General features: G+C 51.5%; 20 protein-coding genes. 11 read left to right on the forward strand and 9 right to left on the reverse strand.

All coding sequences use genetic code 11. The annotated features are described in order from the left end of the window. Positions 1-122: 122 nt before the first annotated feature. Entirely contained in the window at positions 123-704 is a 582-nt protein-coding gene (locus ACR0ER_RS05205; RefSeq protein WP_480768009.1) for a helix-turn-helix domain-containing protein, read from the forward strand. 134 nt (positions 705-838) lie between these two features. On the opposite strand, the gene ACR0ER_RS05210 is transcribed toward ACR0ER_RS05205, so the two are convergent. After that, positions 839-1,645 carry a ferritin-like domain-containing protein gene (locus ACR0ER_RS05210; protein WP_170724460.1) on the reverse strand — a complete coding sequence of 269 codons (807 nt, stop codon included), beginning with the start codon at positions 1,643-1,645 and terminating at the stop codon, positions 839-841. Between the two features lie 522 nt (positions 1,646-2,167). Next, on the reverse strand, positions 2,168-2,470 hold the full coding sequence (locus tag ACR0ER_RS05215) for a hypothetical protein (RefSeq protein ID WP_170724461.1): 303 nt from the start codon (positions 2,468-2,470) through the stop codon (positions 2,168-2,170). Positions 2,471-2,576: 106 nt separating this feature from the next. Between ACR0ER_RS05215 and ACR0ER_RS05220 the strand changes: the two genes are divergently transcribed. Continuing rightward, on the forward strand, positions 2,577-2,819 hold the full coding sequence (locus tag ACR0ER_RS05220; RefSeq protein WP_170676400.1) for a helix-turn-helix domain-containing protein: 243 nt from the start codon (positions 2,577-2,579) through the stop codon (positions 2,817-2,819). A gap of 68 nt (positions 2,820-2,887) precedes the next feature. Here ACR0ER_RS05220 and ACR0ER_RS05225 read toward each other — a convergent pair whose 3' ends face one another. The 7 genes from ACR0ER_RS05225 to ACR0ER_RS05255 all read right to left on the reverse strand — a co-directional run bounded on the left by ACR0ER_RS05225 (position 2,888) and on the right by ACR0ER_RS05255 (position 8,957). Next, positions 2,888-3,220 (reverse strand): hypothetical protein, encoded by a 333-nt coding sequence (locus ACR0ER_RS05225; RefSeq protein WP_480768010.1) that lies wholly within the window; start codon positions 3,218-3,220, stop codon positions 2,888-2,890. A 187-nt stretch (positions 3,221-3,407) separates the two neighbouring features. Further along, the gene (locus ACR0ER_RS05230; protein ID WP_170724463.1) at positions 3,408-3,788 is read right to left on the reverse strand and encodes a hypothetical protein; all 381 of its coding nucleotides are present in this window, start codon (positions 3,786-3,788) and stop codon (positions 3,408-3,410) included. A 3-nt stretch (positions 3,789-3,791) separates the two neighbouring features. Next, the gene (locus tag ACR0ER_RS05235; protein WP_170724464.1) at positions 3,792-4,301 is read right to left on the reverse strand and encodes a hypothetical protein; all 510 of its coding nucleotides are present in this window, start codon (positions 4,299-4,301) and stop codon (positions 3,792-3,794) included. 323 nt (positions 4,302-4,624) lie between these two features. Next, complete coding sequence (locus ACR0ER_RS05240; protein ID WP_170788793.1) at positions 4,625-5,149, reverse strand: hypothetical protein; 525 nt, start codon at positions 5,147-5,149, stop codon at positions 4,625-4,627. 260 nt (positions 5,150-5,409) lie between these two features. Continuing rightward, entirely contained in the window at positions 5,410-6,549 is a 1,140-nt protein-coding gene (locus ACR0ER_RS05245) for an HlyD family secretion protein (protein ID WP_480768011.1), read from the reverse strand. Between the two features lie 4 nt (positions 6,550-6,553). Next, positions 6,554-6,766 (reverse strand): DUF1656 domain-containing protein, encoded by a 213-nt coding sequence (locus ACR0ER_RS05250; RefSeq protein ID WP_170621470.1) that lies wholly within the window; start codon positions 6,764-6,766, stop codon positions 6,554-6,556. 13 nt (positions 6,767-6,779) lie between these two features. Continuing rightward, complete coding sequence (locus tag ACR0ER_RS05255; protein WP_170621469.1) at positions 6,780-8,957, reverse strand: FUSC family protein; 2,178 nt, start codon at positions 8,955-8,957, stop codon at positions 6,780-6,782. Positions 8,958-9,283: 326 nt separating this feature from the next. Here ACR0ER_RS05255 and ACR0ER_RS05260 point away from each other — a divergent pair, with 326 nt between their 5' ends. The 9 genes from ACR0ER_RS05260 (at position 9,284) to ACR0ER_RS05300 (ending at position 21,150) form a co-directional block, all read left to right on the forward strand. Further along, positions 9,284-10,969 carry an aspartate-alanine antiporter-like transporter gene (locus ACR0ER_RS05260; protein ID WP_170788792.1) on the forward strand — a complete coding sequence of 562 codons (1,686 nt, stop codon included), beginning with the start codon at positions 9,284-9,286 and terminating at the stop codon, positions 10,967-10,969. Positions 10,970-11,412: 443 nt separating this feature from the next. Next, positions 11,413-12,708 (forward strand): serine hydrolase domain-containing protein, encoded by a 1,296-nt coding sequence (locus ACR0ER_RS05265; protein WP_170724468.1) that lies wholly within the window; start codon positions 11,413-11,415, stop codon positions 12,706-12,708. 66 nt (positions 12,709-12,774) lie between these two features. Continuing rightward, positions 12,775-13,779 carry a linear amide C-N hydrolase gene (locus ACR0ER_RS05270; RefSeq protein ID WP_170621463.1) on the forward strand — a complete coding sequence of 335 codons (1,005 nt, stop codon included), beginning with the start codon at positions 12,775-12,777 and terminating at the stop codon, positions 13,777-13,779. A gap of 64 nt (positions 13,780-13,843) precedes the next feature. Further along, a complete protein-coding gene (locus ACR0ER_RS05275; RefSeq protein WP_170621461.1) occupies positions 13,844-14,110 on the forward strand; it encodes a hypothetical protein in 267 nt (88 codons plus the stop codon). 39 nt (positions 14,111-14,149) lie between these two features. After that, the gene (locus ACR0ER_RS05280) at positions 14,150-15,508 is read left to right on the forward strand and encodes a serine hydrolase domain-containing protein (protein WP_170724469.1); all 1,359 of its coding nucleotides are present in this window, start codon (positions 14,150-14,152) and stop codon (positions 15,506-15,508) included. 71 nt (positions 15,509-15,579) lie between these two features. Continuing rightward, on the forward strand, positions 15,580-16,032 hold the full coding sequence (locus ACR0ER_RS05285) for a VOC family protein (RefSeq protein WP_170724470.1): 453 nt from the start codon (positions 15,580-15,582) through the stop codon (positions 16,030-16,032). Between the two features lie 53 nt (positions 16,033-16,085). Continuing rightward, positions 16,086-17,351, forward strand: a complete 1,266-nt coding sequence (locus tag ACR0ER_RS05290) for a threonine/serine exporter family protein (RefSeq protein ID WP_170724471.1) — start codon at positions 16,086-16,088, stop codon at positions 17,349-17,351. Beyond that, positions 17,348-19,435 (forward strand): mechanosensitive ion channel family protein, encoded by a 2,088-nt coding sequence (locus ACR0ER_RS05295; protein ID WP_480768012.1) that lies wholly within the window; start codon positions 17,348-17,350, stop codon positions 19,433-19,435. The genes ACR0ER_RS05290 and ACR0ER_RS05295 overlap by 4 nt, the downstream gene beginning before the upstream one ends. 203 nt (positions 19,436-19,638) lie before the next feature. Further along, the gene (locus tag ACR0ER_RS05300; RefSeq protein ID WP_170724473.1) at positions 19,639-21,150 is read left to right on the forward strand and encodes a Na+/H+ antiporter NhaC family protein; all 1,512 of its coding nucleotides are present in this window, start codon (positions 19,639-19,641) and stop codon (positions 21,148-21,150) included. Positions 21,151-21,172: the final 22 nt, after the last annotated feature.

Genomic DNA, 21,172 nt, shown 5'->3' on the forward strand with positions numbered 1-21,172 from the left:
TACTTGAGTTCCAATCTTGATCGAAACGAGGACAGAAACGGCGAACGGGAAGAGCACTAGGTTTGGCTTGGGTAATCCTTCTGCTTCACTAGGATAGGTTGGAAGGCTCAGGCGGTTACACATTGGTGCAAGCTGGGCCTGCTCGGATCACGCAAAGTTCCGCATGGCCCAAGCGAGTCTTTCTTGGTCAGACCGCAGCAGCTTGCGATCTTCCAAAGCGAGCAAGCCTGTCCTCTTGCAAAGTCGAGGCCATCCTTGATGTATTCATAGGAGTATGGCCAAAAGTACCTTTGCCCATTAGCCACGGATCGGAAAGCCCAAATGGAGAAAAGGCTTATCGCTGCCTCACTGAACTGGTGTGGTCAATTTCCAGCGATCACCCTGACGCGGCAATACCCGTGTTGAAACGCCTGATCTCGGATAGCCGTTGCGCTGATATGGTCAAAGACCTCAAAAGCATACGCTCCGCACAGACCAGAAAGAAAGCTCTTGCAGATTTCACCCCACCGACACCACTGCAAATTGTGGAAATGCTAGAGGAGCTCGCACACAGAACCGAAAGAAGCATGCGTTATATTTCCTTGCTGGAAAGCTGCCATCATCAACCGACCCTGGATACATTAATCCGATTAAGTCGTGCTCTGAGACCGCCCTTGAGCCAGCTAATTCTGGAAGCGGAGCAAGAGGAAGAAAACACAGAATGATCCCGTTTGTTGAAACGGTCTCGCCCTTGATGAGTTGTAACTGTCGCCTTGTGTATCAGCGCGCAGGGTGATTACTTGAAGCGCGAGGTCCGCAAAGGAAAATGCTTCAATGGCGCGGTCAAATGCCAATTTTCTCAGCGAACATAAGCAGGAAGCTCCTCAGCGAGCGGCCAATAAAAGTCAGGTGGCAATCCGGCATCTGCGCGTTTTTCTTCGTTGAACGGAGGCTTCAAACCTCCTTTGAAATAGCGCTTTACTAGCGCATGGAATACTTCTTTTGGATCACTATTGTCTCTGCCACAGCCGAAGTTAAACCATTTCGCCCCATACGCTACGTGGCTGACTTCCTCGCTGTAGATGGTTTTGAGGCTTTCAACGGCCGCGGTCTCGCCGGCTTTCTCGAAAATTTCTATCATTCCTGGCGTTACATCTAGCCCTCGTGCCTCCAATACCATTGGAACGATAGCTAACCGCCCTTGCAGGTCATTTGCAGTATCTGATGCCGCACGCCACATTCCATCATGAGCGGGCAGGGCTCCGTAGTAGCTTCCCATCGTTTCCAGGCAATCACAGATTAGATTGAAGTGTTTTGCTTCGTCGTCTGCGGCTTTCACCCAATCGTCATAAAATCCCATCGGCATCGGTACGTGGGCGAAACGTGAGATAATATCCCAGTGCAGATCGACTGCATTGAGTTCGATATGAGCGACTGCATGCAGGAGCGCTATTCTTCCTGCCGGAGATCCCGGCTTGCGCTTTGGTACGTTGCGGGGGCTGAGCAACTCTGGTTGCCGCGGGCGGGCAGGATGATCTGGTGGAATAGAACGTCCGATTTCAATGACTTCACCTGTAGTCCGCGCAGTTTTCCAAACAGAAGCGTAAGCTCGTGATTTGGCTGTTTTTGCGTGACCATCCTTCGTGGAGAGCACGTCGACTGCCATCGCAGTTAGCGTAGTCGGATGCTGCGTTTCAGCATCTTTTTCAGTACGGCTAGACAATGGGTAACTTGCTCCCGGGTCGGTAGAATTAGCAGAGCTTGGCTTTTAACCAAATGGTGCAACAAACTTTTTAAGGTTGCCCGCTACGCCTACTATAGGGCGCAGCCTGCGTCCAGATTTCAGGTTGCTGCGTGGTCTGAACCATCATGCGCTCCCGATTCAACGGCTGTGTGTCCGTGAGAGCGCATATTGAGTGACCGGTTCATTAGAAGATCGGACGGTTGATGAGCCAGCCCTTTAACTCGGGATACTGGCGAACGGATCGGTGAGCGGGGCTGGTAAACTAGACGAAGCGGGATACAGCACTGCTATCTGGGGCGGCGACCTTAATCATCGCAGCCCTAGATTGCGGTGCGGTAGCCCTTGAGAACCCCCACCAGGTATTTGGATTCAAATCCCGTTTATACTTTCGCGCCTTTGCTAAGCATAAAGCTGTTTGGCTTTTGACCTTCTTTCATTACGAACCTAACCGTGTCGCTCGAAAATTTGGCGTAAGCAGGTGAAGAACTTTCCGTATTGAAGGTTGTTGGCTTGTGCAGTCTTTTTGAACCAAGCTTCATCTTCCTCCAAAATCGAGAGATGCAGTTGCCCAACGTATTGAGACCTTGGCCTTCTACCTGTTCGAGTTGGTTTTTCACCTGATGCAAGGTGCGGTTTGACAAAAATCTTGTGTTCATTTTCGAGAGCCAATCGCTCCAAAAAGCGCATTTCCAGTCTGTTCAGTATTTCAATCATCTGGGTTTCTGTCAGATGAACTCTTTCCGCCATTTAACGGCCCCCGCTTTTTGCCAAACCTTTGTGCAGTTGAAATTTACCCCGAGATTCAAAGTATACTGTATAGACGACTAGCGTTACGTGGGCGATTTGTCAAAATATGGCGAACGCAAAAAACGACCCTCTGCTATTGGCATTTTCAAGAGTTTTGCGTCGCCACAGACTCGCCAAGAAGTTATCGCAACTAGAGCTCGCCACGCAGGCTAACCGAAGCATGCAATACATCTCACTTCTGGAATCCGGCCACCACCAACCAACTCTCGGAACGCTACAACTTCTCAGTGGCGCACTTGGTCTATCTTTGACCAGATTGGTATCCGAAATTGAAGAAGAAGCTGAGTAGAATCTAGCGATTTCTCTCGGTACACCTCTGGACATTGAATCTATCGCAGAAAACAACTCTGACGATAGTCACAACTGCCACCGATCAATGAACTTCTCGATCTGAATGACGTTGGCTTGGAGCTTCGTTCGCAGCGTCGATGCCAGGATGTCTGCCATGGGCGTGTCCTCATGTTGCGTGATAAGTCCATCATTGCCGGTCCACCGGATGTCGAAGAAATCAGGGCAGGGCATCTCCATGCCGCGGAGGGTGGCTTTCTCGTATTCCTCGAAAAACCACTCCCTAACGGTTCGCTTGATATACTCAGGCGAATCATCGTCTTCGAGTTGAAGGACCATCTGCTCTCGCCATGCGGCCCAGCCATAGGCGATTTCTTCAGGCCTCAAATGGATTCCGTTCATTTCGCCCTCCTTTCAGCTACTCCGCCTTCGCGTCGATGATCTCAGAGCTCCGCTTTTCCGCCATCTCTTCATAAGTCAGGTCTGCGCGATCCTTTGGTCCGATGGGAAACCACCGGCCGCTTTCGTCGTCTCTGACAGCAAGTGTCATCCGCTAAAACGCGGATCTTCAGTCTCGGTGTAAACCGGCTCAATCACTCTCATCGTCATTCTCATCATACACTTTGCGCGCCCTGATCTCTTCTGCGGTGATCGGATCAGACAGCGGCAGTCGCCCGGCGATAAACTCGGCCTTTCTCCTCGCCAGGAATGCCCTGGTCAGTTCATCACCTCGCTCACCTGTTTTCCGCATCCAGAGCGTTGCGGCCTTCTCGACCAAAGCCCAGACGGTCTGCTTGCGCTTGTGGCTCAGGATCTCGCCCTTGATGCCTCGCTCTGCAATACCGAGCTTGGCGCATTCTCTTTCGTTCATCTGGACTTCATAGTCGGAGATATCAGAGAGGTCGCTGATGTTGCTCAAGTGAGCCCTGGCAACCTCTCTCTCATTCACAAAGACAATGACTTTGAGCATGTTTCACCAATTCTTCTTCACGCAAGCAGGGCAACGTCCGTGCTCATCAGTCCGGTCGATCTGACCCCTATAGCCACACACATTGCAGGCCATCCCATCCTTCACAGGCCGCCCATCTCCGAATAGGCGCTTACTCTGCGGACGCCTGGACGACACGAGCTCATGCGCACACCAACAGCACAGCGTTGCGACAAAGCCCTCTACGAGCTGCACCTGGGCTGCGTTACTGCACTTTTCGCAGCTGTGATTGGCTCGCTCGATAGTCGCTTGAATCAAGCTGTCGATCCGCTCATCCTTAACCACAGTCCCGAAATAGATACGCAACTGGCCAAACTTTTGCTTGATCTGAGACACCACAGGATACTCGATCTCCTGCTTGTCGCAGTGCTCCTTGATCTTCTGGAAAAGATCCGTGACCAGACCTGCCCAGCCGTCGGGCGTGTGGCCCAGCTCTTCCTCAACTGAATTCTTGATGTCGTCATAATCGACGACACCGCTATTGCTATCCGACATGACAGACTCCTCCTAAATGGTAGGAGTGGAGGGGCATGATCCCTCACCGTCGACGCTAATCTGGCGTAAAGAGCTTATAAGACTCCCGGCCCACCATGGCACTCCCAAAGGCTCACTGAATCAGCGAGTTATTCGGGTGCTCAATTGGTGTAGGCAGCAAGTCATAACTTAGGAATAGCTCAAGACGTCACAGTTGTGAAGTGCCTCTCATGCCACACTTAGGTGTGTCCGCGGGCACAATCCTATCTGGTTACCCCCGTGCGGACACTGTGCCTGAGTCCTTGTTTTGCGGCAAACCCTGTGTTCGTTGTAATCTCTCGGTGCTACGATCCAGGAACTGGCCTTCGACGAATTCCCCAACTTGAACCCAAAACCTGTCTGGCGTCGAAATAGTCGATACGGCCCTTGCCGGTGATTTCCACCGTTTCGCCGGGTTTGGCATCTTCGTAGCCGTCAGACGTGGCAAAAACCCGATCATGTTTTCCAACGAGTTCATATTCGACAGAAACTCGTAGGTCATCATCAGTCAGGTTCTTAACTCGGTATCGCCATTCATACTCGATTTCTGAGCTTGGTGCGTTCCAAAGGCTCCAAAAGCTAGTCACGGACGCCCGTTCGGTTGAAATGTACAGTCCCTCAAAAGAATCAGACACATACTCCAAGGGCGGATCTTCCTTTTCATCTTCATCCCACGCGATACCAGATCGCGAAGAGTCTCGCTCTGATCCAAATCCCTGCGGGATTCCTCGATAGATTTCTGGGTGGATATTAAAGTACCCGGCAATCAGAACGACTAAGGGGATTATAGTAACGCCTACGCCATACCAAATGGGGTGTCGTCTGCTCATTTTGCGCATCTCCATACTGACAAAGCGTTGTTATTACTAGGATTGCAGCACTACAACTGGTGGCCAGCAGAACTGGCGTCTCGTCACTAGTCTTGTGCGCCATGCTTTGACATAGGGCGCCAATCGGACATGTTGCCCGCCAACTCAGGCACTTTAGAAAAGACGCGATCAGGGGCAGCGACACCGTGCGCTTCCAACCACTCACGTATCACCAACCAGTCGTCTTGTAGGCCTCGCGAGTACCGAACCTATTGAACCGACTATTGTAGAATTGTCGGCGCCGGCGGTGGTAACGCTTCATTTACATCGGTTGAATCCGTATTAGTCATCACAAGAACCGACGCCGTTGTGCCTACAAGCAATTCGACTCCCTCGGGGAGTTGGTCAATTTCTATTCTTACCGGAATTCGCTGTGCCAGCCGGATCCATTCAAACGTTGGACTCACGTTTGGCAAGAGATTGACCCCAACACTCCCATCACTTTTTGCGATTCCTCGCCCGATGCTATCTACCACCCCAGGAATTACGATATCGGGGTTAGACATGAGCGTTATGGCGGCGCGGTTACCAGGGGATATATCGCCCACATAGTTTTCGCGGAAATAAGCGTCGACCCAAAAGCTTTGGGCATCAATGAGTGCAAGGATCGGTTGATTAGCGACAGCCTGGCTGCCGAGACGCAATGTCAGATTTGCAACATATCCGTCAACTGAGGCATGTACTTTAGTGAATTCAAGGTTGAGGCGCGCAGCTTCTAGAGCAGCTTTAGCCTCGCGGAGGCTTGAGTTTTCCTCACCAGTTACGCCGCGGCTTGCAATTGAGCCCTCCAGCGAAGCCTGCGCTTGGGCGAGCGCGGCTTTGGCTTGAACCACTCCGCCTTGTGCTCTGGCGGTGTTTGCTTGAGCAACGTCCAAATCTCTTTGTAGTTCGTCGAATTGTGACTCGGGGATGCGACCGTCGCTTACCAAAACAGAGGCCCGGTCAAATTGACGTTGTGCCTCTGTCTGCTGGGCTTTTACGGATGACAATTGAGACTCGGCTTGTTGGATGGACGATTCATATTGCTGAACACTCGCACGGGCGGCCTCAATTTGCTTATCCAACGAAGCCAGATCTTCGACGGTTTTGTCGAATCTCGCTTGTGCTTGCGACAGTGCGGCTTCGAAAGTGCGCGGATCGATTTCGAAGAGAAGATCCCCAGCCTTTACAAATTGGTTGTCTCGTATCGGAAGGTTGACAATTGGCCCGGAAACACGAGGTGCAACTTCCAGAACATTTGCGCGGACCTGCCCATTGCGCGTCCAAGGGTTGGACACGTAATTGGCGTATTTCAAGAACACGGTGCCCAGAGCGACGAGTACGATTGCAACTGTGACGATCAACTTGATGTTTCGGTTCATTTGACTATGCCGGGATAAGAAAGGTTCCGATGACGGACGTATAGATTGCTACAAGTGCAACAAAAACCAACGCCGGATGAGAGATGAAACGCGACATTCGGAAACGGTTCAAAACACGCGCCGTCATCATAGTTAGAACGACTGCCAGTAGGGAAGATACGAAAAGTGGTGAGAGGTAGATGCCAAAAAAGTCGAATTCGCTTGGAACAGGTAGCATTTTTTCTTCGACCTCAAAAACGGGACTCTCGTAGTGCGGGCCAATCAATGAATGCCGCTCGGCCGGTGTACCCCAAAACACCCTCCGCAAGACCTCGATACGCGCCAAGAAGACGGTACATGTTTTCGTAGTCAGCGGTATTCAAATTTGAATTAGGCTCTTTGTTAATTAGGACTTCTACAGTCTTCTCAAGAGCTACAGTAGCGCTTTGAAGCCTGTTTTGCAGATATTCAGGGTCAATCCGCCCTGGGTCGCGTTCAATATCCAACATTACATCCGCAACGGCCAAGCGCCACTGCTTCATTGCTTCGCCACCGCCTTCTCTCATTGAAGCTGCCTGTGACAGTCTTCGGGTTGCGGCAAATTCAATTAACTTGCTGCTCAGCGCTTCTAAACTTGCCGCGATTTGAAGCGCATCCGTCCTTTTGGTATTGCCCAGTGCTGGTTCCGACAATGCAGATAGCCAAGGAACAAGTTTGGTCGGAATACTATCTATCTCGCTGACATGTAGCGAAAGGCGCATCCGATTAAACCAGTTTGGTTGCTCACTTTGGTCGGTGAGGCTGTGTCGGACCACATAATCCGCGCTAGAAAAGAAACGCTTTATCAGAGCTTCCACACGGACTTCCGGCCTTAAAGAAACCGGGAAAAAACGAGTGCATTCGATGATCACAATTACACAGAACAAACCGATGAACATGGTTGCAAAGAAGAGGAAACTGTATTGCTGCTGATTATCGATCTGAAGGCCGACCAGAAACAAGTTCAGGAAAAAACTTCGAACAATCATTTGTTCCGGGCGGGAAGTTAAGTAAGCCACCAGGACTGTGGTGCCGAAGATTAATAAGGCCAACTGCCAGAAGGTGGCCAATAGCGGTAATAGAAGAAGGTGAACAGTTCCAACGATCAACAGTAGAATCGCTGCGAAAGGCAGCGCGATGGAGACAGATGCCTGCGGATGTAAAGCAAGGTTCAGAGCGAGAGAAACGCCTATGCAGATTACAAGAGCCGGATTGGGAAAGCCTGGAACAAACAGGACACATGCCACTGTCGCAAGAAATATTACCTGAACACGGATTAGCGCGCTCCACATATCCCGATCTAGGATTTCGGATGTGGGTTCAGGTTGTTGGGATGAGGCGAAACGCCGTGTGTTTGCCTTCCGGCCTGCATCTTTGATGTCGGCCATCAGTTCTGACAAAGACCGACTGTATTCTAGCGACCGTTGGACATTGTGACGGGTAGCAGTCATGGCAGCAAGCTGGAAGTGTCCTTGCCCGCTATTGACCATTTCTTGGGTAATCTGGTTTTCGGTGTGATCCCCAACTTGCGATGCTGTTCCGGAGAGAGTTTTCTCTGCTTCAATAAGATATTGCTCGGTACTCAGTATCGCAGAACAAAGCGATTGGACTTGGGCTGTGTCACGGGAGTCTTCCAAGTCTCTTGCGTTCAAATATAGGCGCTGAAGCTCTCGGTCCAGTGACGCCATATTTGCCACGAATTGACGCCAGACAATGCGTCTATCCCAGACATCATAACTATCGACAATTGCGGCATCCAAAAGCCTCTCGACAGTAGAGTGCAATTGAGCGATCTGCATCCGAAGCTTTGGCAGGTCTTCCTTGCGCTCATTTCCAGTCAAGATGTCCAATGTCGCCATCAGAAGACGTCGTTTCAAAGTAAGCGCTTTGCGTACTTCTTCTTCGAACTGTTCCCGACTGCTGTAGGGCCATAACAGTGAGTAGACGACACTGAAGCATACAATACCAAGAACGGTTTGCTGAGCTCGAAGAACCACAACAGTAAAATCATTGACTGGGTTTTCGCCGCCTCCAATGACCAATATGGGCACCACAAATCCGGCAGTCATCCAGAAGTATGAACGAGACGTTCGGAACATATTGAAGCAACAGAATGCCAGCCATAAACTGAGCGCTGCGATAAATAGCCAACGATCCTGCGGGAACAGCGACAGTAGAGCAATCGCAACGACAATTGCCAAGAATGTGCCACCCAGCCGGAGTAGTCCTTTGTGAAAGGACTCGCCAAATGTTGTCAACGAACATGCAACTATTGAGAGACCGGCCCAGTAAGGCTTGGCCCAATCCATCGACAAGGCTATCCAATACGCGAGCACCAAAGCCAACGCTAACTTGATAGCAGATTTAAGGCGCAACGAGTCCATGGTCATGGCATTGTTTGATGAGATCACAATAATGCATTAATCGAGATGTATCTTGATCTTATGAGTTTTCCAATTGCAATCCTAAACAGGCTGAAATGGCGCGTTCACTCTCCTCCTTGGCTAGCCTTGCCCCGTGCGACAGCCCTGTGTCACAGAATGGTTGCCTACATTGTGAAGCTGTTGAAAACGCTTGATGACAAGTCACATCTTGCTGAATAACTTGCCTAAAGCAGCCAGAGACGGTGGTGTTTGAAACAGAATACTTGGCCTTGGACATCGATTGGTGTGCCGCAATATTGCAGTTGAGGAACTAGCCTGATCGGGAGAGACGCGTGGAAGCTTTGATTTCTTATGCTCGAGAAAATGTTGTCATTCTTCTCTTTGTTGTCATCGGATTGGGGTATCTGGTCGGCAAGCTGAAGATTGCCGGTATCGGGCTTGGACCAACTACAGGAATACTGATTGTCGGGTTGGTTATCGGATTGGCACAAATCGAAGTTCCGGAAATAATCAAAGGGTTGACGTTTACAATTTACCTTTTTGTTCTGGGAACGATGGTTGGACCTGGCCTGGTGCGTGTTTTAACAAGTAAGTCGGCTTTCAAATACTTGGTAATGTGCGTTTTTACTGCCGTGGTCGCTGGGGTCTCGGTTTATCTCATGGCTTTGGTGTTTGGCTTGAACAACATTGTCGCCGGTGGGCTGACTGCCGGCGCGGTCACAACATCTGCGGTCCTAGCCGCCGCTCAAGGCGCTGTGTTTTCCGGATCGGTCCAGCTTCCAGAGGGTATGGCGCCGTCAGATGCGGGCAATATCCTCGCCAGCGCCTACGCCATCACTTATCTGTATGGCACATTTGGACTAATTATCCTTATTAAATTGTGCCCAACGCTTGTGGGAGCAGACATAGCTAAAGAAGCGGCGAAACTTGACGCAGTCGGGAGTGTGCCCCAGAAGCGCGTAGCGCCATCCGTTCGGGCCTGGAGGCTGGAATTACCGAAGTACATCGGAAGTACAACTGGCGAGCTTGTCAAAAACGTTGAAAAGCGGCGAGAAGAAGGAGCTTTACCTTCACTTGAGCAGGTAATTCGCAATGGAGAACGTTTGACCGTCACCGATGATCTGGTCCTTGCAAAAGATGATATCTTGACCTTCCTTGCGCCCAGCCATTTGCTCTTGAGGGGTAATGAGACGCTGGGGCCGGAAGTTGCGGATAATGACGCTTTGGCCGTGGATATGGCATCGGCAGAACTCGTTCTCACCAACAATGCACACGTCGGCAGAAGACTCTCGGAACTGCTAAACGAGCATGGCTACGGTGTCAGCCTGGAGCGCGTAGTGCGGCTCGGTACAGAAATGCCAATAGACGACGAGGATTTTGAACTGATCGCTGGGGACGTGCTGTTTGTGTTTGGTTCAGCACGGTGTGTGTCGATATTTGCCGACGAAGTCGGTTACGAGGTCACAAACCAGATGACGACTGATTTGATGAATACTTCATTTTTCATCGCCATATTTGCGGCCTTGGGTACGATTTCAGTGACCGTAGCCGGGATTGAAATTCCACCCCTCGGGGGGTCCGCAATGGGTGCCATGTTTGGCGGGGCTATTCTCGGTTGGTTAAGGACCCGCAGCCCCAGCATGGGGTCGGTATCCGCGCCCGCGGCAACGGCGCTCTCTGACCTAGGGTTGTCACTCTTTATCGCGGCTGTCGCAATTGGCGCAGGTGGTTCGTTGATTTCGACCATGCAGGCTTTTGGGGTAAACCTTCTGATTGCCGGAGCATTTGTGACGACGGTTTGCACGATTTCTTGTTTCTTGTTCGGGCACTTCATCATGAGGTTGAACGTTGCTGAGAACGCCGGTGCCACGACTGGCGTCATGACAGGCGTCGCAATCGCTGAGGTCTGCAAGGATGCCAAGAGTTCCGCACCGGCTGTTGCCTTTGGCTTACCAGGCGCTGTATCCAGCTTGACATTTATCGTCGTCGGACTCGTCATTCTGGCCATAGTGCCCTGAAAAGACTTCTTGCCGCCACTGGATCGGTTTCTCAATCGATTGTGTATTGTCTTGCTGTTGATCAAACAGGTCGCGAGGTGCACGTGCATCTCTCGACTGGTGAAAGTGCGAAAAAAGAAAAATCTGTCGAAGTGCCTACTTGTGGGCAGCTTTTTTCAACGGCGACTCGCAAGCTTCAGGGGTAACTTTAGGCTTCCGCCTCGATACCAAGGAATTCACCGACTTTGATCCGGTCTGGCGGGCTGTATCCCATCACGCGAAAGACCGGGGGAAGGTTACTTTCCACGTCTTTGGTAAGGCACCTTTGGTCAAGATAGGGGCGCCAAGCGAATGACCCACAAGTTTGACCAGAAAACAGTTGCATCTATCTCGATTCATGATCTTGTTTGATTTCATTGTGATATTGGACAAACGCAAGTTTCATTACAGTTGGGAGCAAAAAAGTGGCGAATACATCGACCGATGGACCTATCCTCGCGAAACCCGAAGATCTCAGTACAAACGTGCCGCTTGACCGCGTTCTCGAGATCAGCGCCTATCTCAACGCGCCGGAGAATATGGTCAAGGTACAGTTTCCATCTCCTGAAACGCAGTACTCCTATGTGAACTTCTCAAAAATCAGACCAACGGCGCAGGTAATGCGCGGTGGACCCGTGGTCGACCTGCCCTACGCAGTCGACCCGTCAATCGGGAATATCGAATACCGGAACAAGCATGGTGACTGGGTCAGCGTGGATGAACATTTTGCCACCAAACCAATCGACGCCATGATGGTCGTGAAAGGTGGTGAGATCGTTTACGAACGCTATCGCACGATGAAACCGCATGAGAAGCATCTGTGGATGTCCGTCACCAAAGTCACCGGGTCAACCATGATGGCGATGCATGAACATGAGGGGAATGTCGATGTGGACGCGCCGGTCAGTTCCTACCTGACAGAATTGCAAGGATCGGTATGGGACACGGTGAAAGTCGTCGAAGCCATGGACATGGCCACGGGCCTCAACGGCACAGAGCACGATGAGCCGGAGCCAAACTCGCGCACCGATCCTGACCAAATCTGGTTTCGCTGGGCGGCGACGAGCGCGGTCGGCATGTTGCCCGATGTGCGCGGTCGCAATGAAACATGGGTTGATGTCTTGCGCGATATGGAGCGGCATTCTCCACCGCATCAGAAGTTTGAATACAACTCCATCGACACCTTTGTCATGAACCGGATTAATGAGCGGATCGCCGACAAACCGCTCTACGCGCAGTTCTCAGAACGGTTGTGGTCTAAGCTTGGCATGGAGCATGACGCTTTTTACGTGGTCAGCCCGACCGGAAATACACTCGGTTTTTTCGGCATGAACTCTACGCTGCGCGATCTGGCCAGGTTCGGCATGGCCTTTTCGCCAAGCTGCGCGAAGCTGGCTGGTGAGCAACTGATCCCTGACGCGGTCATGGCCAAGATCTATGACCGGACGTATCTCGACATGTACGACAAGGGCTGGATCGGCAAGAAGAACAGCATCACCTTCTGGGATGATGCCGGCGCGATCTCTAACCGTTACCAGTGGGATGCTGTCTTTTCAGACGGCGACCTGTTCAAGGCCGGAGTGGGCGGGCAGGGGATTTACATCTCACCCGAGACCGACACCGTCGTGGCATTCTTCAGCACCAGTGATGGGGAAAACCAGGAAGAAGGCATGGCGCGTGCTATCGTTCGGGCAATCAACGGTAATCCGCTGCCTAGGTAACCTTCAAAGTTTTGAAGCGACAGTCAGGCCAAGATCAACAGTAGAGTCTGAGACAGGGAGAAGACCATGTGTTCGCGCATTTTTTTCAACAAGGATGGCCAACCAATGCTGGTAGGCCGGAATGAGGATTGGTTCGAGAGCTTGCAAACCAAAGTTTACGCGTTTCCCAAAGGGATGAAGCGTGACGGCGCGGTAGACGACAATCCTGAGACCTGGACATCGAAGTACGGAAGTATAGTTGGGGCCTGCTACGGCGCGGCAATTACTGATGGCATGAACGAAGCGGGATTGAACGCCAACCTGTTGTATCTCGCGGAGTCGGACTTTGGCCCTCGCGATACCTCAAAGGGCGGTCTGTCAGTTTCGATTTTTGCGCAATGGATGCTCGACAACTTCGCGACGGTGGACGAAGTGCTCGCTGCACTAGACAGCATTCAGATCGTGCCGATCTACATGATGCATTTTGATGACAAGGTGCAGTCACCCTTCCACTACTCAATTGCCGACAAGACCGGCAACTCGGCGGTAATCGAGGTGTTGGACGGAAAGTTCAGCGTTCACAAAGGCCGTGATGTCACAATCATGACGAACTCGCCACCATACGAACAACAGCTTGAAAACATGAAGAAGTATGTTGGTCTTGGCGGGGATCAACCGCTTCCGGGCGGCTCGCAGGCCGACGAACGTTTTGTGCGCGGCGCCTATTATCTCAGTGCGCTGCCTGAGGAGCCGGCTGACTACCATGAGGCTGTCGCAAATGTACTGGCCGTCATTCGGAACATGTCAACGCCTTGGGGTATTAGTGATCCAACCCGGCCCAACGTCTCTCCCACCCGCTGGCGCACGATCAGTGATCTGACCAATGGAAGGTATTATTTCGAGTTCACTCAGAATCCGACAGTCGCTTGGATAGATTTGCACAAGCTCAACCTGAGCGACGGAGCGCCGGTCGTAATGTTCGATCTTAAGAAGGACATTCGAGCAACGGGAGAGGTTTCGGACTGTTTCAATCCATCAAAAGAACTGGCGTGGTTGCGCGGCGGATCAGTGCTCAACCCAGCCGAATTGTGAATAGCCAAAAAGGTGAGAAGATTCTGCCTCCTCCGATCTGATTTTTCAATAGGAGTAAGCAATTATGACCAGTGGTCCCGCCCCGAACCTGTTGCCACCAGCTGCCCTGCCGAAGCCCATCAACCCGGAAATCGGTAAAATCGCGACTGAACCCAAGAATTTCGGCACAATCACTCTGGCCGGACGGCGACATGTTCAAGGCTGGCTTCCAACGGCAGGCAATCTATGCGTCGTCGTCTCGCGATTTGGTTATCGTGCATTTTTCGGTGAACGCGGCGGACGATTCGATCATGCAATACCTGAGGCACATCGCGACGTCGGGGCTTTTTGACTGAGCAAAACTAATGCACTGTGAAAAGGAGAAACTGAAATGAAACCACGAACGCCCCTGTCAGAGATTTCTGGTATTTTTCTGCCCTTAGGCCATCGTATTGTTCATGCACCAGACGATCCAATGAGCGTACCAGGCGCTAAAGTAACGCTGCCAGTAGGTGCCGTACACGATGGGTTCGACCTCGAGTTCGTCGCCGCAGCCCGAAAAAACTTTAGCAACACGCACATGCAGTTGGGTGGCGACCACGCGCTGTATTACACCACAAACATGACCGAATTCGTGCCGGCTGCCTTTACCTATTCCAAAGGTCCGGTCAGTGAACTAGCTCGTCGACCAAACCCATCGCTGGGGGACTTAACCTACATGCTGGGTGACGGCAGTGAAAGTGCAACCTTGGATGACCACATCGCGGATTTTGACACGAGGCTTCAAGGCGTGATGATCCTGCACAAAGGCGAGGTCGTCTACGAAGCCTTTCCGGGCATGCATCCTGAACAGATGCACATCTGGGCTTCAGTCGCTAAGTCGGCCGTGGGCACTCTGCTTACGATGCTAGAGCTTGAAGGCAAGGTCGACACATCCAAGCCAGTTACTGATTTTGCGGCTATGCTAAAAGGGTCCGAGTGGGACAAGGTCGCGCTCATCGATGCGATGAACATGGCGTCAGGTCTCGATATCTCCGAGGATGCCAAGGCCACGATGGACCCCCATTCTGTGTTTCAACGGATGCTGGCGGCTGATTTTGGGATCCCGAATGCGGATGGGGTAAAGGAAGATGAATATGAGGTGCTGCGCGACGTAGCCCCCATAGCAGGCGAGTCGCCGGGCAAAGTTGCGCGCTATAGCTCCGTTATCACCAAAGTATTGTGCGCAGCAGTGGAAAGCGTGACCGGACAAACCTACACCGCCTATCTTGGCGAGCGTATCTGGTCGAAAATCGGCGCGCGGTCGCCATTGGCGATCAATATTTCTCCTGCCGGTTTGGCCATTGGCTATGGTTTATTGAATTCCACGCTTGAAGACCTAGCGCGCTATGCGCTGATATTTACGCCAAGCTGGCGCAAGGTTTCGGCAGAGCCCGTAGTGTCGCCGGATGTGCTGCGCAAGATGCAGACCGCCAGCAGCAAAGAGGCCTACCTGGCGGGTGATTTTACCGACCATTCGTGGGTAAAGATGTGCTTTGGTAATGATATGCCAATCTTCAACTCGCACCAGTGGGATGCAGTGTGGGAAGACGGAGCGCTTTTCAAGCACGGTAACTTGTATCAGGGCATTTACACCGATCCGGCTCGCGATGTCGTGGGCGTGTTCTTCTCGACGTCGCCTGTCAATCTCGCGCCGGACCTCAACCCCGGCTATATGCGCGCAGCGGCAAAGCAGTTGGCAGGCGGTTGAATATCGATGGGCCGCTCGTATGCTTTCGCGCGGCCCACATCGCACTATTCTAGGACCGGAGATAGAGGCTCGTGGAACAAAGCGACTGTGTTAGTCTGAATCATACATGCTTTACGGTCACCGATATTGGAAAGACTATTCAGTTTTTCGAGGAATGTCTCGGTTACCAAGTAGAGCTCCGGCAGCAGGTGCCGGAGGTGATCGGACGCCTTATCGGTGTGGCAGATGCGACGGCAGAGCAGGCTTTTCTGACCGGTAACGGAAGTCGTATCGAGTTGCTTTGTTACCAGTCGCCGCCCAATCGCACGGTCATTTCCTCAACGCCAGTAGATACGGGGTCCGTCCACATCGGAGTTTACGTTGATGATGCCAAGGCTGCGGTTGCCAAAGCCACCGGGCACGGCTTTGCGCTTCTGGGTGACTTCATTGAGGTGGACAGCGATCATTTTTCCAGCCCGGTTAATGCCGTTGCTTGGGTCCGTAACTCAGACGGCATCACAGTCGAATTCCTGGAGATGGAATAGTAGGCCAAGCGTGCAACACGATTTCTTTGACCAGCGTATGAGAGGGAAAACGAGTGACTAACAAAACACCAGACCCGGCGAAACCCGACGCACAAATCAGGGAATACTTGGTCGATCTAATGCAGCTCCTTCTATCGTGGAGTTGGGAAGGCGTCGTAGGCCATGAGGAAGTCGTAGAAAAGGCTGCGGCCTCTTTTGGTGTAAAGGATGTCACGGTCGTCTATGGTGCAGAGTCTGCAATATTGGAGTACAAAGGTCAGACGGTTCTCGTGAAGGTAGATATGCCTGGGTTCCCGGCGCTCACGAACACTCAAAAACTAAAGAACCACCTCGCAGATGTCTTTGAAGGCAAGCTGACTCCGGAAGAAGCCTGCAAAAATCTTTCTGATCTGAAGTCGAGTAAACCTCCTTATTCGCCATTGCTCGTTTGGCTTGGCGTCGTCTCGGTGTCGGCGGCTTTTGCTGTTGAAGTCGTCGGTACGTGGGAAGGTATCTTTTTCGGTATTTTGACGGGCATGGCAACTGGTGCTGTGTTTTTGGCCGTGGACAAGAACCCGGCTTTGGCGAGGCTTGGTCCCTTAATTGCAGCATTTGCGAGTGGCCTGATTGCTATGGTCGGTTGGCAAACGGGTTATGCCTTAGCTGCACCGGGACTTTTGCTGATCGCATCCACTTTTGTCTTCATCCCAGGAGACTCCATCAGTATGCAGGCTTACGAGCTGGCGCAGGGTAGGTGGTCGCCTGCGGTAGATCGATTTTTCTACAGTGTCTTCATACTGGTGCTGTTGGCTTCTGGTGCATACTTCGCTGCGGTTGTTACTTCGACACCGGTCTCAGCTCTTCTCCCTGTTGCGCCTGACGGCGAGGAGTTTCCGTGGTGGGCCATCTATTTTGCTCGAATTCCATTCCTTCTTGGTATCATGTGGGCGTTTCAGATGGACAAAGACCATTTCCTGACTGCACTGGGCGTCTTGCTGCTCTCCACGGCAACAGCGCAGGCCGTAGCGATAGGCACAAATGGTATCTTTGGGACGTTGGTTTCAGCAGCAGTGTGTATGTACGTAAGCTTGTGGATTTCACAAAAACCACGCGCTGTTCCGACGTTTGTGCTGATGGTGCCGGTCGTTTTTGCGTTGTCGCCGGGATCTCACGGTGTTCGTGAAATCGAAACGTGGATTTCTCATGGTGAGATGACAGGTATTGCAGACCTCATGCCGCTGTTTGGTAATCTCCTCGCGATTGGCCTAGGGATGCTGATTGGACGAATGATCTCCGGGAAGCATTGGATCAGGGGGTTTGAGGAAAAAATGAGCGCATGATCAACCTTCCAGCAAGCCAAGAACACGAGCTACGCGTCACCCGAAAGCAAGAAGATTTTTGCGCGAAGTGTGCTGCAAAAAGATGTTCTTTTGGCACGTCAGTGCTGAGTGTTCTTGGTTTACGCCGCTGGACAAAGGTCATCGCCGCATTTCTTTGCTGGATATTTATCGGTCAGCAAGTGATTGCGCAGGCAATTACGGAAGATATTGAGCCATTCGAAAGCCTGCCGCCAGTTTTGACGCATTCGCCACGAGACACGTTGCAGTCATTGGAAAATTTGCGCGATGCACTCATTGGTATCTACTTGGAATACCAGGTTGGGAAATCAGCTCAACAATGGGAGCAACTGGTTCTAATCGGTGATGCGCTCATTTCACTTCTTGATCTAACGGAAGAAAACGTTGCGGAGAGACGTGATGCGAGCATTAGAACTGCCCTGGCTCTCATCGACATCATTGGTGAAGTTGGAACGGAAGAAGCGGAAGCTCTACCCGACGATGAGACGGTGTACTTGGAGGATCGAACTACTTTTTTGGTGCCCAATACCCCACTAATAATCCAAAGGGTCAACGCGGGAAACCGGGAGGGTGAGTTTCTTTTCTCGGCGAGTTCGTCGCAAATCGCTCCACGCTACTTGCGTGAAATTGCAATGCAGTCACCGCATCGCATCGGCGAGTTATGGAGCACTCGTTTTCTTCAACTGAGTGGACCGTTTATCCCTTTGTTTGTCGAAAACGCCCTTCCCCCCGCCTCCCGTAAAATCTTTTGGGGAACTCCAATTTGGAAGATTTGTTTCACTGTCTTCTTCTTAATTGTCTCTCTGGCACTTCTTTACGGGCTTAGGTTTCTGCTTAACCGTCGCGTTGCTTCGGGACAAATGCCAGAGTCGACAAGGAAGTTCGTTTTTGCCAGCGCAGGGCTTTTGATCTTACTCGCGCTCAACAATTTCTTTAACAACCAACTCTTTTTGACAGGTTCTTTGGCTCTAACGGAGACGTTCTTTGCAACAATCGCGATCTATGCAGCTGCGGCTGTAACCTTCTGGCGATTTATGTCGCTCTTAAGCGACAGGGTAGCCGAGAAAAAAACGTCCATTGTGCGTCAGTATGATGAAAGTATGATGCGTTTGCTCAACCATATTATCGCTCTTGTTGGAGCCACATGGATTCTCGCCTACGGTGCGCAAACCCTAGGATTCCCGCTCTTAAGCATTATAGCAGGACTTGGCGTTGGCGGTCTTGCAGTCGCGCTCGCGATCCGCCCGACCCTTGAGAACCTGATCAGCGGCTTTGTGATCTATATGGAAAAGGCTGTGAAGGTTGGTGATTATTGTTCGTTCCTCGACAAGGAAGGAACAATTGAAAGCATTGGAGTACGATCAACCCATGTTCGTGGATTGGACCGAACCACGATAGCCATTCCGAATTCAAAGTTTGTGAATATGGAGCTCGTCAACTGGGCCCGTTGTGATGAAATGATGATCCGGACAACGCTTGGCTTGCGACTTGAAACGGATACTGACCAGTTGAGGTATGTTCTCGCCGAAACTCGTTCAATGATGTACGCACACCCACGTATCACTTCAGATACAGCGCGGGTGAGGTTTATAGGGTATGGAGACTCATCTCTGAATATTGAAATCCGTGTTTACGCTCAAACCCGCGAGTGGAACGCTTTTTATGCTATTCAGGAAGATGTCTTGTTCAGAATGAAGGAAATTGTCGAAGCTTCGGGTACTGGCTTCGCGTTTCCCAGCCAAACGGTTTACATGTCTCAGGACGGAGGGCTTGATGCTGCAAAGTCAAAGCATGCCGTCGAACAGGTTGAACAGTGGCGCCGCCGGCGTGAACTTCCATTCCCGGATTTTGCAACTGCCGAACGCGACAGGCTTGAGGGCACGTTACGTTATCCCCCAAGAGGATCTCCGGAATTTGATGGCCCGGACGATGAGAAAAGCAGTGTTGAGGAACCGTTGTCGGTTGAGGAGCCTGAGGCTGAAGAAACAAGCAAGAGCGAGGAAAGTACACCGAACGATGAAGAAAACAGCACGCTCCGTCAATCTCGAGAAGACAAACCCTCATGAACGAAAGCCGTGGAAAGTCCCACCTTCAAACCCCCACTTGGTTTTAGGAACTTGGCCGCAAACAACCGGAAACTAGAAAGATACGACCAAGTATGCTTTGTTGCAGTCTGCGGTACGGAAACACGTTTCGATATCAATATGGAAGCAACGCCAGGTTGCAAACCAATTGAACCTTAAAATAATCGGCTCAGGGGATTGATGTTATGAACGATGAAGTGGAATCTCGCGCTACCAGTTCTTTGATCGCCTCGCTCGTAACCGTCGGTGGAATGGTGTCACTGATATTCGCATCAGTTTTGCTGTTCGGTGAAAAAGCCGAAGATGGTCCATTACAGATTGCCATGACGCTTGGTCTCACACTTGCACTTGTGATCGCCATCACGACTGGCAATTCCGCCGAAGACCTCGCGGCGGTCATGTCCGATAGTATCAATTCAGCTCTGGGAACAATTTTTGTGCTGATTGCGGTGGGTGCTCTAATTGGAGCACTTTTTATGTCTGGGACGATTGCTTCAGTGATTTATTTCGGAGCTCAATACGGTTCGCCGCGCTTTCTGTACATAATCGTCTTTGTGGTCGCATCTGGTCTTTCGTATGCAATTGGAAGTTCATTCACCACGATAGCCGCTGTGGGTTTGCCGTTTGTAGCTCTCGCACCAGCTATGCATGTTTCTCCACTGGTCACAGCAGCCGCTGCCGTTTGTGGAGCGTTTACGGGGGACAGCCTAGGTCGAATTTCGGATACCTTCATTCTCACGGCATCGGTGGTGGGTGCCGAAGCTAAGGACCACGCACGCGCGCTACGTACTGTCCTTGCGCCTGGCTGGATTGCTAGCGCAGTGCTTTTCCTTTTTCTTGGTTGGCGACACGGTATGTCTGACAACTATGACAGTGCTCAAATACTCCAGGCTATTGAAGAGCATTTTACCGTGTCTTTCATCTCATTCTTGCCACTCATCTTGGTTCTCGTGCTGTCGGCGCGGACGACCGCGTTCTTGTCGCTAATGGCAGGAGCAATAACTGCGGCAGTACTCGCTGCATTTACACAGCAGGATCTGATTGACGCGTTAATGATCGACGAGGGCCTTGGAACGTTAGGAGGCTGGGGTAAGCTTTCACTTGAAGTATTGGGCAACGGTTTTTCACTAAACAGCGGGAGTGAAACACTCGACTCCACATTCGTAGGCGGTGGCGTTGTGTCCATGTTGCCGACTATTTGGTTGATACTCGTTGCGGCTGCATTTGGAGCGCTGGTCGAGTTTTCCGGGATGCTTAGGCGCTTGCTTGCTCCGCTGCTGGCATGGGCCACTGGAGGCGCACGTCTGATTGTCGCTACAGCAGTAACTGGAATTGGCTTGAACGCGGCTACGGCAGATCCTTACATGTCGATAATACTAAATTCAGCGACCTATCGAGAACGCTATATAAAGGCTCGTCTGGAACCATATGTCGCCTCAGCAGCAATAGCGGGATCAGGGTCCATTTTTTCACCATTGATTCCGTGGAACGTTCATGGCGCCTTTGTGGCGGGCACAATGGGCATAGGCGTTCTTTCGATAGCGCCTTACGCCGTCCTGCTCTGGATCACACCCGTCGTTTTGATTGGTATTGGAATTACAAAGTTCAAGCGGGATGAAATCCCAGATTCCGTGACCGCGGAAGAGTCCTATGGTTCCGAACCCAGCGAACTACCGCAGCGGCGAACCTCAACTTAGAGGGCCGAAAATTTTCCGTCTT

The sequence above is a fragment of the Ruegeria sp. CH8 genome (assembly GCF_056536985.1).

Coding starts and splice junctions, on each gene's coding strand:
- ACR0ER_RS05240 (WP_170788793.1), bottom strand. CDS start 5,149: ATGAGCAGACGACACCCCATTTGGTATGGCGTAGGCGTTACTATAATC.
- ACR0ER_RS05255 (WP_170621469.1), bottom strand. CDS start 8,957: ATGACCATGGACTCGTTGCGCCTTAAATCTGCTATCAAGTTAGCGTTG.
- ACR0ER_RS05270 (WP_170621463.1), top strand. CDS start 12,775: ATGTGTTCGCGCATTTTTTTCAACAAGGATGGCCAACCAATGCTGGTA.
- ACR0ER_RS05230 (WP_170724463.1), bottom strand. CDS start 3,788: ATGCTCAAAGTCATTGTCTTTGTGAATGAGAGAGAGGTTGCCAGGGCT.
- ACR0ER_RS05215 (WP_170724461.1), bottom strand. CDS start 2,470: ATGGCGGAAAGAGTTCATCTGACAGAAACCCAGATGATTGAAATACTG.
- ACR0ER_RS05225 (WP_480768010.1), bottom strand. CDS start 3,220: ATGAACGGAATCCATTTGAGGCCTGAAGAAATCGCCTATGGCTGGGCC.
- ACR0ER_RS05275 (WP_170621461.1), top strand. CDS start 13,844: ATGACCAGTGGTCCCGCCCCGAACCTGTTGCCACCAGCTGCCCTGCCG.
- ACR0ER_RS05300 (WP_170724473.1), top strand. CDS start 19,639: ATGAACGATGAAGTGGAATCTCGCGCTACCAGTTCTTTGATCGCCTCG.
- ACR0ER_RS05220 (WP_170676400.1), top strand. CDS start 2,577: ATGGCGAACGCAAAAAACGACCCTCTGCTATTGGCATTTTCAAGAGTT.
- ACR0ER_RS05245 (WP_480768011.1), bottom strand. CDS start 6,549: ATGAACCGAAACATCAAGTTGATCGTCACAGTTGCAATCGTACTCGTC.
- ACR0ER_RS05235 (WP_170724464.1), bottom strand. CDS start 4,301: ATGTCGGATAGCAATAGCGGTGTCGTCGATTATGACGACATCAAGAAT.
- ACR0ER_RS05250 (WP_170621470.1), bottom strand. CDS start 6,766: ATGCTACCTGTTCCAAGCGAATTCGACTTTTTTGGCATCTACCTCTCA.
- ACR0ER_RS05210 (WP_170724460.1), bottom strand. CDS start 1,645: ATGGCAGTCGACGTGCTCTCCACGAAGGATGGTCACGCAAAAACAGCC.
- ACR0ER_RS05295 (WP_480768012.1), top strand. CDS start 17,348: ATGATCAACCTTCCAGCAAGCCAAGAACACGAGCTACGCGTCACCCGA.
- ACR0ER_RS05280 (WP_170724469.1), top strand. CDS start 14,150: ATGAAACCACGAACGCCCCTGTCAGAGATTTCTGGTATTTTTCTGCCC.